Genomic DNA, 15,025 nt, shown 5'->3' with positions numbered 1-15,025 from the left:
TCGCCCGGAAGGGACTAGGATGACAGAATGTCGCAGTCTCCCCTGCCCGACGCGGCGCCCGCCAACTGGGTCGACGCCTATGCACCTGAGCCTCTCAAGCCCTGGCTGAAGCTGGGCCGCTTCGACCGGCCCATAGGCATCTGGCTGCTGCTGCTGCCGGGCTGGCAGGGCGTGGCCCTGGCCAAGTCCTACGCCGACCTGCCCATGACCGCCCGGTACTGGTGGTTCCTGTTCGCCTTCCTGGTGGGAGCGGCGCTGATGCGCGCCGCAGGCTGCGCCTACAACGACATCGTCGACCGCGACATCGACGCCAAGGTGGCCCGCACGGCGGGGCGCCCGATTCCCTCTGGTCAGCTCAGCGTCGCCCACGCCTGGGAGATGGTCATCGGCTTCTCGCTGCTGGCTCTTCTGGTGCTGCTGAGCCTGACCAAGGCGGCCATCCTCCTGGGCGTGGCCTCGCTGCTGCTGGTCGCCGTCTACCCCTTCATGAAGCGCATCACCTGGTGGCCCCAGGCGTGGCTAGGCCTGACCTTCAACTGGGGCGCCCTGATGGGCTTTGCGGCGGTTCTGGACGGGCTGGGATGGCCTGCGGCCCTGCTCTATCTGGGCGGCGTGTTCTGGACCCTTGGCTATGACACCATCTACGCGCTGCAGGACATCGAGGACGACGCGCTGGTGGGGGTGAAGTCCTCGGCGCGGCGCCTGGGCGGGAGGGCGGCGCAGGGGGTCATGATCTTCTACGTCCTAGCCGTAGCCTCCGTGGTCGGCGCGGGCGTTCTGGCTGGACTGCACTGGGCCTTCTATGTGGGCGTCGCCCTCTATGCCGCCCATCTGATCTGGCAGGTTCGCCGGCTGCGTCTTGACGATCCGGCGCTGGCGCTCAAGCTGTTCAAGTCCAATGCCTGGGCGGGCCTGATCCTGCTCGCCGCCCTCTTCGCAGGAGGATTCTGATGCGTCGTCTCGCCCTTGTCGCCCTCGCGGTTCTCGCCGCCGCCTCGTGCCGCCCGCGCGAGGCCGAGAAGGCGGAGACGCCGCCCGCGCCCCAGCCGGCGCCGGTCGAGCAGCCCCAACCGACCGCCATCCCGCTGACCTATGAGAGCAAGACGCCCTTCGCAGAGGTCAAGCTGACCCTGCCGCGCGAGATCGCCACCGTGCCGGACCTGCACCGCAAGGTGTTCGACGAGGCCGTGCGCGACCTGCGCCAGTTCAACGAGGGCGCCCAGGCTGATCGTACCGAATACGCCGGGCGCGAGGGCATGCCGCCCTATTCCCAGTTCCGCGACTGGACCCTGGCCGCCCAGACCCCTCGTCTGTTCAGCATGAAGGCGGCCGTGTCCGAGTACACGGGCGGAGCGCACCCGAATAACGGCTACGGCGCCGTTCTGTGGGACAAGGCGCAGAACCGCGAGCTGCAACCGGCGGCCCTGTTCCGCCAGGGCTTTGACCAGGCCGCCCTGAACCGCGCCCTGTGCGACGCCGTCACCCGCGCCAAACGCGAGCGCATCGGCGCCGACGCCCCGCCCTTCCCCAACGAAAGCTGGAAGTGCCCGGCCTGGACCGAGACGGCGATAGTGCTGGCGCCGTCCCGCACGCCCGGCAAGGCCGGCGGCCTCACCTTCCTGATCGGCCCGTATCTGGTCGGACCCTATGCCGAGGGCGGCTATGAGATCACCCTGCCAACGGCCACGATCCGGCCCTGGCTGGCGCCGGAATATGCCGATCAGTTCGCCTAGAAGCCTCTGAAATCGGGCCGGAACGGGCGGGGGCTCCAGCCCAGGTCGCGGCGCGCCTCGGCGTCGTCGAACACAAGATCGTCCTGCATGCGCGCGCCCATCTGCGCCCCTGCGCCCGGCAACAGCGGCCTGGCCAGGGTGAAGGCCGCGCGCCATGCCCAGGCCGGCAGCGGCACGATGCGGCGGCGAAGGCCCAGGGCGTCGAAGATGCGCCCGGCCATCTCGCGATAGGTCAGCGTCTCGCCCCCGGCCAGGTCATAGGCCTTGGAGCGTGCGGCGTTGCGCTCCAAGGCGTCGAGGCAGCCGCGCGCCAGATCGGCCGCGTGCACTGGCTGTCGAAGGCCTCGCCCGCCGCCAGCCAGGGGCAGGACGCGGGCCTTGCGGATCAGTCGCGCCAGACGCGTCACGTTGCCGTCCAGGCCTTCGTCATAGATCAGCGTGGGCCGCAGGATGGTCCACGCCACGCCGCGTTCCGCGCAGACCTCGCGCAGGCGGGCCTCGCCGGTCGCCAGGGCCTGGGCCACGGCGCGCTCGGCCGGATCGGGCGAATGGGCCTTGGTGAAGCGGCTGGTGGAAGATGTCGCCACGATGCGGCGTACGCCCTTCGCAGCCAGGCTCGGCACGGCGGCGGCGGCCGTCCAGACGGGCGAAAGGATCAGGGCGCGCTCGGCCTCCGGCAGGCCCCGCCCGAACCCGCCCTCCGTCAGGTCGGCGGTGATCCAGTCGGCGTAGCCGGGACGAGGCTCGCTTCGCCGCGAGACGCCGGCCAGCCGGAGGCTGCCGGCGGCCTCGGGGAGGCGACGGCCGATCAGGCTGGTGGCGCCCAGTACGATCAGGGTCTCAGACACGCCACAGGCTTGGGCGGGCGAACCGGCCCCGTCAAGCTAGTGAAGGGTGTGCGGCGTCGCGGACGAGGTCTGCTGCCCCTTGGGATCGGGGTTGGCCAGGGCCACCATCGAGCCGCTGTTGGGGGCCATCAGAGTGGCGGCCCGCTTGTCTAGCGGCCGGGCATGGAAGGCATAGGCGGCGGTGACGCCGGCCGTCACCATGGCCGCGCCGATCTGGCCGAACAGACGACGGGGCCGCAGCGCCATCCACACGGCCGTGACCGCCTCCAGCACGAACCACAGGCCCAGCGCTCGCGAACGCTCGGGCCCCTTTGGACTGTTCCAGACGCGCAGGGCTGAAAGGGTCGTGGCCGACAGCAGGGCGGGCGCCACGACCGCGGCCGGGTTGCGAGGCGCCTCCATCAGGCTGCGGCCACGGGGGCCCTTACGCAGGTGCCGCTCATCGACGATGCGCGCGCCCTGACCCGCCAGGGCATGGGCCAGCATGGCGACGCCCACCACAAGGCCCGCGCCCAGAAGCACGTGGCGCAGCGGTTGATCCTCTGCGTTGAGGAAGCTTTCGGCCTTTTCCTTCAGCAGTTCACGCAACGTCGGGCCTCCCTGGATGACCCAGGAAAAACCCCTCCTCGCGGCGACGGTTCCGGCGTGAGCTCTAACCGCCCTTGGCGGCGTCGTCCGGCTCGATCTCCTGCATGGCGCTCTGCAGGTAGTTCTGCTCGCCCAGATGGGCGATCAGGTTCATCTGAGTCTCGAGGAAATCGATGTGCGTCTCGGTGTCGGCCAGGATGTCCTGGAGGATCTGACGGCTGACATAATCGCCCGCCTGCTCGCACTGGCGCACGCCGTCGACCAGCAGCTGGCGTCCGCCCGTCTCGAGGGCCAGGTCCGCGCCGAGACACTCGGGCACGGTCTCGCCGATCTTCAGCTTGTGCAGGTCCTGAAGGTTGGGCAGCCCCTGTAGGAACAGGATGCGCTTCACCAGCCGGTCGGCGTGTTTCATCTCGCCGATCGATTCCTCGTAGACCACGTGGCCGAGGCGCCTGAAGCCCCAGTCCTCGAACATGCGGGCGTGCAGGAAGTACTGGTTGACCGCCGTCAGCTCGTTGGTGAGGACCGCATTCAACAGCCGGATGATCTGGGGATCGCCCTTCATGGCGCACGCCTTTCCTATTCGGCGGCGTGACGCAGAGCCTCCCGGCGGTCCTGAATCATCTGCCGCATCTCGCACACGCACTTAGCACACTGCGGCGCGCATTGGGTTCTTGCGAACACGTCGCGAGGACGCGCGGCGCCCGCCTCGACGGCGGCGGCGACGTCCCTCTCGCGGATGCCATTGCAGTTGCAGACGTACACGGGCGATTCTTGGGTCCAGCAGATGCGAACGCCTCGCATATACAGGCGCCTCTCGCCCTTGGCAATGCGAGTCAGTCTCAGGAGAGTCCCTTAGGGGGATGCTCTCACTGGCACAGGCTGAAGGTCGAGCCGTCCAGGTGCAGATGGTCGCGGTGCGCGGCGTTGTACTCCGGGCTGAGAACCGTGCCGAAGATGCGGCAGCCCTCGTCCCGGATGCGGCGCAGGAAGCGGCCCTCGGGGCCGGGCTCAGGCGGCGCCTCGGCCCGGACCGGCGTTCCCCCGGCCTCGAGGATGGCCTGCTCGGCCGCGCGAGCCGCGCGCGAGTTCGGATCGATCGCGCCCCAGTCCGAGGCCACAGAGATCGTGCGGCCGTCGCCTAGCCGGATGCTGAACACGTCCAACGCGTTGGCCCGGGCGTGCTCGCTGACGCGCGCTTCCGGCCCGGTGGCGTTGCCCACGGTGCGGCAGGCATAGGTGCCCGCGACCTCGACGCGCTCAACCTCGGCGCCCAGCACCTCGCGCGCGGCCGGTTGCAGCGCCTGGCGGTCCCAGATGGCGTAGCGGATGGCCAGGGGACAGGCCATGGGCTGCCCGCCCGGCGACAGGGGCGTCGTCCCGCCCGTAATGCGCACGCCGTTCCTGATGACGCAGAAGCCCTGTTCCTCGCGCGGATCGACCCGCTCCACCTGGACCCCGGCTTGTTCCAGCACGGCCAGGCAGCGCTCGAACTCAGCGTCCGCCAGGGACGGCTGCGGCACAGGCTGGAAGCGGGCGATCTTGATCGGCGTGGCGGCGCCCACGGGCCGATCGATCTCGAGCGGCGTCCAAGGCAGGTGCTGGGGCGGCGCGACCATGTCCACGGCCAGGAATCCGGCCAGCCCCGCCATGGCGGCGTTGCAGGCGAAGGACCACAGCGAGGCGAGGGCGCTACCGGGCATGACCCCAGCTTAACGCATTCAGGGCGCAGCCGTCCCCACCGCCTGGGCCACGCTAGAATAGCCGTCGGCCTGCAGCAGGGCGGCCAGGTCCTTCTGGATGCGCCCCACCAGGGACAGCCCGCCATAGATGAGGGCGCTGTAGACCTGGACGGCCGAGGCGCCGGCGCGGATGCGCGCATAGGCCTCGGCGCCGGAATCGACGCCGCCCGCCGCGATCAGCGGCATTCCGGCGTCCGCCGCGCGGAACCAGGCCAGCGCCTGACGCGCCCGGGCCTGCACCGGCAGGCCGGACAGCCCCCCCGCCTCGCCCTTGAAGCGTGATTTCAGCGTCGCCGGCCGATCCAGTGTTGTGTTGCTGACGATAACGCCGTCCAGACCGTGGCGTCGGCAGGCGGCGGCTATGTCGGCGCAATCCTTCGCCTCGAGATCAGGCGCCACCTTCAGGAAAAGCGGATAGTTCGCTCCGTCTGCGCTCAGCTCCGCCCGCGCCTCGGCCATCCGGCCAAGCAGCTCGTCCAGGGCCGCGCCGCTCTGCAGGCCCCTGAGGCCCGGGGTGTTGGGCGAGGAGATGTTGGCGGTGAAATAGTCCGCCAGCCCCCACAGGCGCTTCAGCCCCGTGACGTAGTCGCCGATGCGGTCCTCGGCCTCCTTGTTGGCGCCGATGTTGGCGCCGACGATCCCCGCGCGGCGGTCCCTGCGCGCCAGCCGCTGGGCGAAGGCCTCGACCCCGTCGTTGTTGAAGCCCATGCGATTGATGATGGCCTCGTCCTCGCTCAGCCGAAACAGGCGCGGCCTGGGATTGCCCGGCTGGGGCAACGGCGTGACGGTGCCGCACTCCACAAAGCCGAAGCCCGCCCGCAGCAGCGGCGCGAACACCCGCGCATCCTTGTCAAAACCGGCGGCCAGACCCACGCAGTTGGGCAGATCGAGGCCCGCCACGCGCGTCGCCAGGATCGGGTCGGCAGCGGGAACACGGGGGCCGAGGCCCGCTTCCAGCGCCGCGATGGCGAGGTGGTGCGCGGTCTCGGGATCGAGGCGGCGCAGGGCCGCCGCGGCCCAATCCTGAACCATACCGCCATCGAGACTCATTGGACCGCCAGAACATCAGGGCGGATCACTCGCTCCAGCCGGGCGCGCCCCCGCTCGTCCACCTCGAACACCGCCGCCGTGCCGGGCGGGAAGCCGCCCGCCAGCCGGTCTAGCGACGAGGGCAGCGCCTCGCCCTCGGTCACCAGCTCCACCGCCAGCTGATGCACGCCCGGATTATGGGCCACGATCAGCAGGGTCGCCGCGTCGGGATGCGCCGCGATCTCCTCGCGCAGGCGATCCGCCGAAGCGTTGTAGAGCCGCCGCGAATAGGCGGGCGTCGCCGACAGTGCGCCCAGCGCCTCGACGGTCTGGCGGGTTCTCACCGAGGCGGAGGCCAGGACCGCGTCGAAGCACAGGCCTGTCATCTCCAGGAAACTGCCCACCAGGGCCGCGTCAGAGCGCCCCGCATCCGTCAGGGCGCGGTCGTAGTCGTCGCCGGAGGCGGCCGACATCTCGGCTTCGGCGTGACGCATGAGAACGAGGTAGGCCATATCAGCCTGGACTTACGGCGACTCCCGGTTTGCGCCAAGACCGCTGCGGCCTGCGGGCTGTGGAGCCAGCACCGGCGCGGCCAGGACCGGCTTTCGCGCCTTGGCCACGCGCGCGGGGGCCAGATAGGGGCGCTTCACCGCCTCCATCAGCAGCACGCCCGCCAGGCCCGGGGCCAGGGCGGAGCCGACCTGCTCAATGCCCTCCGCCCAACCGGCCAGCCGGGTGACCGGCGGCATGTAGAGAGCCTGGGACCAGGCCGTCGGCTCAAGCTCCACGTCGCGCAGCAGGCGCTCCAGCTGCCGGCGGCTGAAAGGGCGGCCCGAGCCGAAGGGCGTCGCTTCGGACCGCGCCCAGAAGCCGCCGCGCGCCGCCGCCACGATCATCATCCGGCCCGCACCGCTCATCACGCGGCAGGCCTGGGCCAAAAGGGCGGCAGGATCCTCGCTGTCCTCCAGTGCGTGGACCAGCAGAACGCGGTCGAAGCTGGCGTCGGCGAAGGGCATGGCGGCGCCCTGGCCCAGGCAGACCCGGTTCTTGCCGCGCGCCGGCCAGGGATTGATCTCATCCACCCCGGTGGCCAGCCAGACCGAGCGGCGCGTCGCCACAAGGCCGTTCAGCAAAGGCCCGGCATAGCCGACCCCCAGCACGTCCAGGCCTGAGCAGGCGCCCCAGGCCTCGGCCAGCTTGCCGGACAGGATGGCGTTGGCCGATCGCCCCAGCGGGCCGGCGTAGAACTGGCGCAGGTCTCGGACATCGCGGGCCATGAGGGCTTATATAGCGGATACGGGCGCTCGCGCCGCGCCCAAGACGCCGCAGCCGCAAGGGAGGAGCCCATGGCCCTCGACATCCACCAGTTCCCCTGCCTGTCGGACAACTACGGCTATCTGATCCGCGACGGGGACACCGGCGTCGTGGCCAGCATCGACACGCCCGACGCCGAGGCCATTCTGGCGGAGCTCCACAGGCTGGGCTGGCGCCTGGACCTGATCCTCAACACCCACTGGCACCCCGACCACGCGGGCGGCAACCAGCGACTGAAGGACGAGACGGACTGCACGATCATAGGGCCGGAGGAGGCGCGCCGCATCGGCCCGGTCGATCAACTGGTCAAGGGCGGGCAGGAGGTCCGGCTGGGCGCAACACGGCTGCGGGTGCTGGACGCGCCGGGCCATACCCTGGGCCATATCGTTTACGTGGACGACGAGGGAGGAAACGCCTTCGTGGGCGACGTCATCTTCGCCATGGGCTGCGGACGGCTGTTTGAGGGCACCGCCCCGCAGATGTGGGGCAGCCTGTCGTCCCTGGCGGCCCTGCCGGACGAGACGCGCATCTGGTGCGCCCACGAGTACACCCTATCCAACGCCCGCTTCGCCCTGAGCGTTGACGACAGCCCGGCGCTCCGCGACCGCGCAGCCGAGGTTGAGCGCCTGCGCGCCGAGGGCCGGCCCACCGTGCCCACAACGATCGGCCTGGAGAAGGCCACCAACCCCTTCCTGCGTGCGCCCCTGCTGCGGCCGGGCCTTGAGCCCGCCGAGGCCTTCGCCCAGCTGCGTGCGGAAAAGGACGCCTTCAGGGGTTAGGCTAGGCGGCCTGGACGATGGCCCGGGTGATGCGCGCCGACGAGGGCCGTCCGGCCACGCCCAGAGCCGGATTGATGGTCACCAGGATCTGATTGCCGCGACGTTCCACGTCGGGTCGGTTGCCCTGCTCCACACGCACAGAGCGGACGCTGACCGCGCGGCTGCGGGTATTGGCTGCGCGCGCCGTGAAGGCCAGCGCCTCGCCGGCCAGGGTCAGGGCGTCAGCGGCCAGGGTTGCGGCGGTAGAGCTCTCTTCCACGTCCACGTGCAGGCTGACCGGATGGCCGAGCGCGCGCCGCACGCGCTCGCCCACACGCACCACCTGGCGGAACAGGTCCGCGTAGCTGACCACCTGGGGGCGCAGGGCCTCGCCCCGGCCCGCCGCCGCCACCGGCATGCCCGCCGGCTGGCCCGGCGTGTAGAGGGTCATGCCTCCGGTGCGGGACTGGCGCAGCACCGTCTGGCCGATGTCGTTCTTGTAGAAGACGTCGCCGCGCGGCCCGGCCTGGGGGGTCAGCGCCCAGATCTCACTGGAGCCTTCGAAGCGGATCAGCCGCCGCGAGCCGGCCTGATCCAGCACAAAACCCATGTCCGACTGGGTTTCGTAGCGCACGGGCTGCTGGGTCTCGGTGGTGCGGCGCTGCTGAAACAGCCGGTCTCTCAGCGAGTTCGACTGCCCCGCCTCGGCGAGCGCAGGCGTGCAGGCAAGCGCACACGCCAGGGCCACGAGGGCGCTGGCGCGGACCGGCCGTCCTTGCTGAGGAACCACATGCATCCGGGCTCAGATGACTCTGGCGCGCGGCGGATTTTGGGCGAACCGGTTTCAGCCGACCATGTACTGGCCGCCGTTCAGCGAAAGCGTGCAGCCTGTGACGTATCCGGCACGGTCCCCCGCCAGCCACGAGACCATGTCCGCGATCTCCTCGCCCTTGCCCAGGCGGCCTACCGGAATCTGGGCGATGATGCCGGCCAGCACCTTTTCGTCCATGGCGCCCACCATCTCGGTGTCGATGTATCCCGGCGCGATGCAGTTCACGGTCACGCCCTTGCGCGCATTCTCAAGGGCGAGGGCCTTGGTGAAGCCGATCATGCCGGCCTTGGCGGCTGAGTAGTTGGTCTGCCCCACCTGGCCCTTCTGGCCGTTGATGGAGCTGATGTTGATGATGCGGCCCCAGCCCCGGTCGCGCATGCCGCCGATCACCTGGCGCGTCATGTTGAAAACGCTGTCCATGTTCACGCGAATGACGTCGGACCACTGATCCTTGCTCATCTTGTGAAAGAAGCCGTCGCGGGTGATGCCGGCATTGTTGACCAGCACATCGACCGGGCCCAGTTCGGCCTCGACGGCCTGCACCGCGCGCTCGCAGTCCTCATAGCTGCCGACATTGCCCTTGATGACCATCACGCCTAGTTCGCGGGCCGTGGCCTGGGCGGCCTCCTCGTTGCCGGAATAGCCGGCCGCCACCTGCAGCCCGTCGGCCTTCAGCCGCTCCACGATGGACTTGCCGATGCCGCGCGTTCCGCCGGTGACAAGGGCCACTCTGGTCATCTGATGCATCCTCTCCCTGCGGCGCCCTCATTCGTGGAGCGCCTTGTTCCGCAACTATTAGGCAAGCCCCGCGCCCGCGTCACCCCGCCGCATCACCCGGAGGCGATTCACCTGATCCAAAGCTGTTAAGCCCAAGCTTGGTCGGAACCGGGGCCGCGGCGTCGCCGTTGGCCCTCCCATGAGAAAGGCCTGCGCCTACGTGCTGAAGCGCATCTGCACCCCGGACGAGCTCGACATGATCGAGCATTATCCCACCCGGGCCGAGCGGGTGGCGGACTCGTGGGTGCACGCCATCGGCCTGATGCTGGCGGGGGTGGGCGGCATCGTCCTGGCGGCCCTGTCGGCGACCACGGGCGGGCCCAGTCTGGTGCTGTCGACCGCCGTGTACGCCGTCTGCCTGATCGCCATGCTGGGGGCGTCGACGCTCTACAACCGCTCCAGACCCTGCGCGGCCCGGCCGATTCTGCGCCGGCTGGACGAAGCGGCCATCTTCCTGATGATCGCCGGCTCCTACACCCCCTTCACCACCCAGAGGTTCGAGGACCCGGCCTGGGCCATCGGCTTCACGGCCCTGGTCTGGACGCTTGGCATAGGCGGCGCCGTCGGCAAGATCTTCGCGCCCCGGCTGAACGACGCCTTCTGGGGCGTGGTCTACGCCCTGTTCGGGTGGGTCGCCGTGCTAGCCATCAAGCCGCTGACGGAGGGCCTGTCCCCCCTGGCCCTGACGTTGCTGGTCGCCGGCGGCCTCATCTACACGCTGGGCGTTCTGATCTTCATCCGTCAGGCCCTGCCGTTCCGGCGTGCGATCTGGCACGGCTTCGTGGTCGCCGGCGCCGGGGTGCACTACGCCGCCATCCTGTTGGGCGTCGTGCTGGTCACCTAGGCGCACAGCCGAAGCGGCCCCTTCAAATCGAACCGGACCCAAGCTCAGACAAGCTGTTTGGGCGTCCGTACGGCCATGCTAAGCCGTCTTCCGCAAGATCGGGAGAGACGACGCCATGACCCTTCGCACCACCCTCTTGGCCTGTGCGGCCTTCGCCCTGCTGCCGGCCGCAGCCTTCGCCCAGAGCGCGGATCAGAGCGCGGATCAGAGCGTGGCCCAGCGGGCCATGGAGGGCGTGCCAGAGGGACCGCATCCGTTCTCGATCCAGGACCTGGTTCGGCTGGACCGCGTGTCCGATCCACAGGTGTCCCCCGACGGCCGCTGGGTCGTCTATCAGGTGCGCGCCACCGACCTTGAGGCCAATCGTGGCGTGGTCAGCCTGTGGCGCGTTCCCGTGGCCGGCGGCGAGCCCCAGCGGCTGGCGGTATCGGACGGCGGAGCCAACACGGCCCGCTGGGCCTCGAACGGGCGGCTCTACTTCCTGTCCTCGCGCTCGGGCTCGTCGCAGGTGTGGGTCACGGACGCGGACGGCGCGACGGCCCGACAGGTGACGGACCTGCCGCTCGACGTCTCCACCTTCCGCATCGCGCCCGGCGGCCAGAACCTGGTCGTAGCGCTGGAGGTCTATCCCGCCTGCGAGGCGGATCTGGCCTGCACCGCCGCCGAGGTTGAGCACCGCGCCGCGCGCGTGGAGACCGGCCGCATCTATGACCGGGTCTTTGTGCGTCACTGGGATACCTGGGAAGACGGCCGCAAGAACCACCTGTTCAGCCTGGCCCTCAACGCCGATGGCATGGCCGAGGGCGCGGCGCGCCCGCTGATGCGCGGCTTCGACGGCGACGCGCCCAGCGTGCCCTTCGGCGACGACACGGAGTTCACCGTCAGCCCCGACGGCGCCCGCGTCGTCTTCGCCGCCCGCGAGGCCGGCCGGACGGAGCCCTGGAGCACGGACTTCGACCTCTACGAGACCGCCATCGACGGCTCAACGGGTCTGACCAACCTGACCGAGGACAACCCCGCCTGGGACACCGGCGCGGCCTTCTCGCCCGACGGCCGCCGGCTGGCCTGGCGGGCCATGAGCCGGCCAGGCTTCGAGGCCGACCGTTTCCGCATCATGCTGCGCGACCTGCGCACCGGCGCCACCCGCGAGGTTGCGCCGAACTGGGACCGTTCCGCCGACGCCATCGCCTGGTCGCGCGACGGCCGCTGGCTGTTCGCCGTGGCCCAGGACGTAGGATCGCACCGTGTGTTCCGCATCGACCCCCGGACTGGCGGCGTCACGCCGGTGACCGGCCCCGGGTCGGTCGGCTCCATCAGCGTGGCCGACGGCCGGGTGGTCTATGATCAGGCGCGCATGAACGCGCCGGCCGACGTCTGGGTCGCGCCCATCCTGACCCGCCAGGCGCCTATGCAGCTGACCCGGCACAACGCCGAACGCCTCGAAGGCGTGGCCATGGGCGACTACGAGCAGTTCAGCTTCGCCGGCTGGAACGGCGAGACCGTCCACGGATACGTGGTGAAGCCGGCCAACTACCAGCCGGGACGCCGCTATCCGGTGGCCTTCCTGGTGCACGGCGGGCCGCAGGGGTCGTTTGGCGACGCCTGGTCCTACCGCTGGAACCCGCAGACCTACGCCGGGGCCGGCTATGCGGTTGTGATGATCGATTTCCACGGCTCGGTCGGCTATGGCCAAGCCTTTACGGACTCGATCTCCCAGCACTGGGGCGACCGTCCGCTCGAGGACCTGCAAAAGGGCTGGGCCCACGTCCTGTCCACCTATGACTTCCTGGACGGTGACCGGGCCTGCGCGCTGGGCGCTTCTTACGGGGGCTACATGGTCAACTGGATGGCCGGCGTCTGGAACGAGCCCTGGAAGTGCTTCGTCAGCCACGACGGCATCTTCGACACCCGCGCCATGGGCCTGGAGACCGAGGAGCTGTGGTTCACCGAGTGGGAGAACGGCGGGACGCTGGCCGAGGCGGCGCGCAACTACGACCAGTTCAACCCCATCAACCACATCGCTAACTGGCGCGTGCCGACCCTGGTGGTCCACGGCGGGCGGGATTACCGCGTGCCCGAGACGCAGGGCCTGGCGGTGTTCAACGCCCTTCAGCGCCAGGGGGTCGAGAGCCGACTTCTCTACTTCCCCAACGAGAATCACTGGGTGCTGAAGCCGCGCAACAGCATCCAGTGGCATGACACGGTCGAGGACTGGCTGGATCGCTGGATTGGCGACTGAGCCCAGAGCCTTCCGGCCGGGCGACGCCGCCCTGGCCGCACTGCCCGTGATCTGGGCCGCGGCTGAGGCGTCGCTGTTCTTCATCGTGGCCGACGTGGCGATCGGCTGGATCGCGCTGAGGCGCGGCTGGCGGGCGGGCGTTCTGGCGGGGCTGGCGGCCGCCCTCGCCGCTGGGCTGGGCGGGGCGGGGCTCTATGCATGGAGCGCGCGCGAGCCGGCGCGCGTGGAACGCCTGATCGAAAGCCTGCCGGCCGTGCCGCAGGGCGCCGTCGCCGCGGCCGCCGCCGACCTGCAGTCCGACGACTGGCGCGACCGCATGCTGTTCGCGGCCTTTTCCGGCAAGCCCTACAAGCTGTACGCCGCCGCCGGCCCCCGGACCAACATCTCCGCAGCCGAGCTGGCGGCCGCCACGCCTGGCGCCCGGCTGCCCCGCTTCATGCTGATCGCGCTGGGCTTCGCCGTGCTGGGCGGCGCGCTGCGAGGCCGGCTGACCCCCCGCACCACATTGGGCCTCTATGTCGGAGGCTGGATCGGCTTCTACGCCGCCTTCTGGGCCCTGACCCCGGGCTGAGGCGGCGCGCCCCCTAGCCCCGCCCGCGCCCAGCCGCTAAGACCGCCGCCGACGACCGCGCGCCCTGAGTGAGCGCGCCCTGCTGGAGAGTTTCCCCGTGCGCGAGATCAACCACTTCATCGACGGCGCGTCCTTCACGGGCGCCTCGGGCCGCTTCGGCGACGTGTTCAACCCGAATACCGGCCAGGTTCAGGCCCGCGTGCAGCTGGCTGCCGAGAACGAGCTGGACCAGGCGGTCCAGGCCGCCCAGGCCGCCTTCGAGGACTGGTCGAACGTCAACCCGCAGCGCCGCGCCCGGGTCATGTTCGAGTTCAAGCGCCTGGTCGAGGCGAACATGAACGAGCTGGCCGAGTTGCTGTCCTCGGAGCACGGCAAGGTCATCGCCGACTCGAAGGGCGACATCCAGCGCGGCCTCGAGGTGATCGAGTTCGCCTGCGGCATCCCGCACGCTCTGAAGGGCGAGTACACCTATGGCGCGGGCCCGGGCATCGACGTCTATTCCATGCGCCAGCCGCTGGGCGTGGTGGCGGGCATCACCCCGTTCAACTTCCCCGCCATGATCCCGATGTGGATGTTCGGCGTGGCCATCGCGGTGGGGAACACCTTCATCCTGAAGCCGTCCGAGCGCGATCCGTCCGTGCCCGTGCGCCTGGCCGAGCTAATGCTGGAGGCCGGCGCGCCCAAGGGCGTGCTGAATGTGGTCCACGGCGACAAGACGGCGGTCGACGCCATCCTGACCCACCCGCTGGTGCGCGCGGTCAGCTTCGTCGGCAGCTCCGACATCGCCCACTACGTCTTCCGCATGGGCGCCGAGCACGGAAAGCGCGTCCAGGCCATGGGCGGAGCCAAGAACCACGGCATCGTCCTGCCCGACGCGGACATGGACCAGGTGATCAAGGACCTGACCGGCGCCGCCTATGGCTCAGCCGGCGAGCGCTGCATGGCGCTGCCGGTGGTCGTGCCCGTCGGTCAACGCACCGCCGATGAGCTGCGCGAGCGTCTGGTCTCAGAAATCCCGTCGCTGAAGGTGGGCGTCTCCACCGACGCCGAGGCCCACTACGGTCCGGTGGTCAACGCGGCCCACAAGGCGCGCGTCGAGGGCTGGATCCAAAAGGGCGTCGACGAAGGCGCCGAGCTGGTCGTCGACGGCCGCGGCTTCAAGCTTCAGGGCCACGAGGACGGCTACTTCATCGGCCCGTCGCTGTTCGACCACGTGACGCCGGAGATGGAGTCCTACCGCGAGGAGATCTTCGGCCCGGTGCTGCAGATCGTTCGCGCCGCCAGCTTCGAGGAGGCCCTCGCCCTGCCGTCGAAGCACCAGTACGGCAACGGCGTCGCCATCTTCACCCAGAACGGCCGCGCGGCGCGCGACTTCGCCGCCCGCGTCAACGTCGGCATGGTCGGCATCAACGTGCCGATCCCGGTGCCGGTGGCCTATCACACCTTCGGCGGCTGGAAGCGCTCGGCTTTCGGCGACATCAACCAGCACGGCATGGAAGGCGTCCGCTTCTGGACCAAGACCAAGACCGTCACCGCCCGCTGGCCCGACTCGGAGCTGGAGCACGCCGATTCCAGCTTCGTCATTCCGACCATGCGCTGAGGCGGCGGCGGTGGAGCCGCTAGAGATCAAGCCGGCGCGGCGCGTGCGGAACCCGTCGCGCCCGCTGGCCTTCTGGGCCGTTTATGGGCTGGCCGCCCTGACCCTGGTCACGGCGGTGTTGGCCTTGCTGGCGCTGGAGTAGGCTTAGGT

Annotated in this window: 18 protein-coding genes; 8 read left to right on the top strand and 10 right to left on the bottom strand. The window is 70.0% G+C overall.

Annotation, left to right across the window (positions count from 1 at the left end; translation table 11 throughout):
• The first annotated feature begins 27 nt into the window (after positions 1-27).
• Positions 28-951: a 4-hydroxybenzoate octaprenyltransferase gene (gene ubiA, locus Q0812_RS07960; RefSeq protein ID WP_302109795.1), complete on the top strand. Its 924-nt coding sequence runs from the start codon at positions 28-30 to the stop codon at positions 949-951.
• A complete protein-coding gene (locus Q0812_RS07955; RefSeq protein WP_302109794.1) occupies positions 951-1,733 on the top strand; it encodes a PdaC/SigV domain-containing protein in 783 nt (260 codons plus the stop codon). Before ubiA ends, Q0812_RS07955 begins: the two co-directional genes overlap by 1 nt.
• On the opposite strand, the gene Q0812_RS07950 is transcribed toward Q0812_RS07955, so the two are convergent.
• The 8 genes from Q0812_RS07950 to Q0812_RS07915 form a co-directional block, all read right to left on the bottom strand.
• Entirely contained in the window at positions 1,730-2,581 is an 852-nt protein-coding gene (locus Q0812_RS07950) for an NAD-dependent epimerase/dehydratase family protein (protein WP_302109793.1), read from the bottom strand. The genes Q0812_RS07955 and Q0812_RS07950 overlap by 4 nt on opposite strands.
• Before the next feature lie 36 nt (positions 2,582-2,617).
• The gene (locus tag Q0812_RS07945) at positions 2,618-3,169 is read right to left on the bottom strand and encodes a tryptophan-rich sensory protein (RefSeq protein ID WP_302109792.1); all 552 of its coding nucleotides are present in this window, start codon (positions 3,167-3,169) and stop codon (positions 2,618-2,620) included.
• A gap of 64 nt (positions 3,170-3,233) precedes the next feature.
• Complete coding sequence (gene bfr / locus Q0812_RS07940) at positions 3,234-3,734, bottom strand: bacterioferritin (RefSeq protein WP_302109791.1); 501 nt, start codon at positions 3,732-3,734, stop codon at positions 3,234-3,236.
• Positions 3,735-3,748: 14 nt separating this feature from the next.
• Positions 3,749-3,934, bottom strand: a complete 186-nt coding sequence (locus tag Q0812_RS07935) for a (2Fe-2S)-binding protein (RefSeq protein WP_302109790.1) — start codon at positions 3,932-3,934, stop codon at positions 3,749-3,751.
• Positions 3,935-4,038: 104 nt separating this feature from the next.
• Positions 4,039-4,872, bottom strand: a complete 834-nt coding sequence (locus tag Q0812_RS07930; RefSeq protein ID WP_302109789.1) for an extensin-like domain-containing protein — start codon at positions 4,870-4,872, stop codon at positions 4,039-4,041.
• Between the two features lie 18 nt (positions 4,873-4,890).
• Positions 4,891-5,961 (bottom strand): quinone-dependent dihydroorotate dehydrogenase, encoded by a 1,071-nt coding sequence (locus Q0812_RS07925; RefSeq protein WP_302109788.1) that lies wholly within the window; start codon positions 5,959-5,961, stop codon positions 4,891-4,893.
• Complete coding sequence (locus Q0812_RS07920) at positions 5,958-6,434, bottom strand: SixA phosphatase family protein (RefSeq protein ID WP_302109787.1); 477 nt, start codon at positions 6,432-6,434, stop codon at positions 5,958-5,960. Before Q0812_RS07920 ends, Q0812_RS07925 begins: the two co-directional genes overlap by 4 nt.
• Before the next feature lie 30 nt (positions 6,435-6,464).
• Positions 6,465-7,217, bottom strand: coding sequence for a class I SAM-dependent methyltransferase (locus Q0812_RS07915; RefSeq protein ID WP_302109786.1), 753 nt, complete (start codon positions 7,215-7,217; stop codon positions 6,465-6,467).
• A gap of 69 nt (positions 7,218-7,286) precedes the next feature.
• On the opposite strand from Q0812_RS07915, the gene gloB reads away from it, so the two are divergent.
• On the top strand, positions 7,287-8,033 hold the full coding sequence (gene gloB, locus Q0812_RS07910; protein WP_302109785.1) for a hydroxyacylglutathione hydrolase: 747 nt from the start codon (positions 7,287-7,289) through the stop codon (positions 8,031-8,033).
• Between the two features lies 1 nt (position 8,034).
• Here gloB and Q0812_RS07905 read toward each other — a convergent pair whose 3' ends face one another.
• Both Q0812_RS07905 and phbB read right to left on the bottom strand, forming a co-directional pair.
• Positions 8,035-8,808: a DUF4908 domain-containing protein gene (locus Q0812_RS07905; RefSeq protein WP_302109784.1), complete on the bottom strand. Its 774-nt coding sequence runs from the start codon at positions 8,806-8,808 to the stop codon at positions 8,035-8,037.
• 48 nt (positions 8,809-8,856) lie between these two features.
• Positions 8,857-9,582, bottom strand: coding sequence for an acetoacetyl-CoA reductase (gene phbB, locus Q0812_RS07900; RefSeq protein ID WP_302109783.1), 726 nt, complete (start codon positions 9,580-9,582; stop codon positions 8,857-8,859).
• Between the two features lie 178 nt (positions 9,583-9,760).
• On the opposite strand from phbB, the gene trhA reads away from it, so the two are divergent.
• From trhA to Q0812_RS07875, 5 genes are all read left to right on the top strand, one after another.
• Entirely contained in the window at positions 9,761-10,465 is a 705-nt protein-coding gene (trhA, locus tag Q0812_RS07895; protein ID WP_302109782.1) for a PAQR family membrane homeostasis protein TrhA, read from the top strand.
• A 115-nt stretch (positions 10,466-10,580) separates the two neighbouring features.
• Complete coding sequence (locus Q0812_RS07890) at positions 10,581-12,704, top strand: S9 family peptidase (protein ID WP_302109781.1); 2,124 nt, start codon at positions 10,581-10,583, stop codon at positions 12,702-12,704.
• Positions 12,694-13,275, top strand: coding sequence for a hypothetical protein (locus Q0812_RS07885; protein ID WP_302109780.1), 582 nt, complete (start codon positions 12,694-12,696; stop codon positions 13,273-13,275). Before Q0812_RS07890 ends, Q0812_RS07885 begins: the two co-directional genes overlap by 11 nt.
• Before the next feature lie 97 nt (positions 13,276-13,372).
• The gene (locus tag Q0812_RS07880; RefSeq protein WP_302109779.1) at positions 13,373-14,875 is read left to right on the top strand and encodes a CoA-acylating methylmalonate-semialdehyde dehydrogenase; all 1,503 of its coding nucleotides are present in this window, start codon (positions 13,373-13,375) and stop codon (positions 14,873-14,875) included.
• A gap of 10 nt (positions 14,876-14,885) precedes the next feature.
• Positions 14,886-15,017: a hypothetical protein gene (locus Q0812_RS07875; RefSeq protein WP_302109778.1), complete on the top strand. Its 132-nt coding sequence runs from the start codon at positions 14,886-14,888 to the stop codon at positions 15,015-15,017.
• Positions 15,018-15,025 lie beyond the last annotated feature (8 nt).

Source organism: Peiella sedimenti (genome assembly GCF_030504955.1).
GTDB classification, from domain to species: domain Bacteria; phylum Pseudomonadota; class Alphaproteobacteria; order Caulobacterales; family Caulobacteraceae; genus Brevundimonas; species Brevundimonas sedimenti.
Note: the sequence above shows the minus strand (reverse complement) of the source record. Positions and strands in the feature narration are given on the sequence as shown.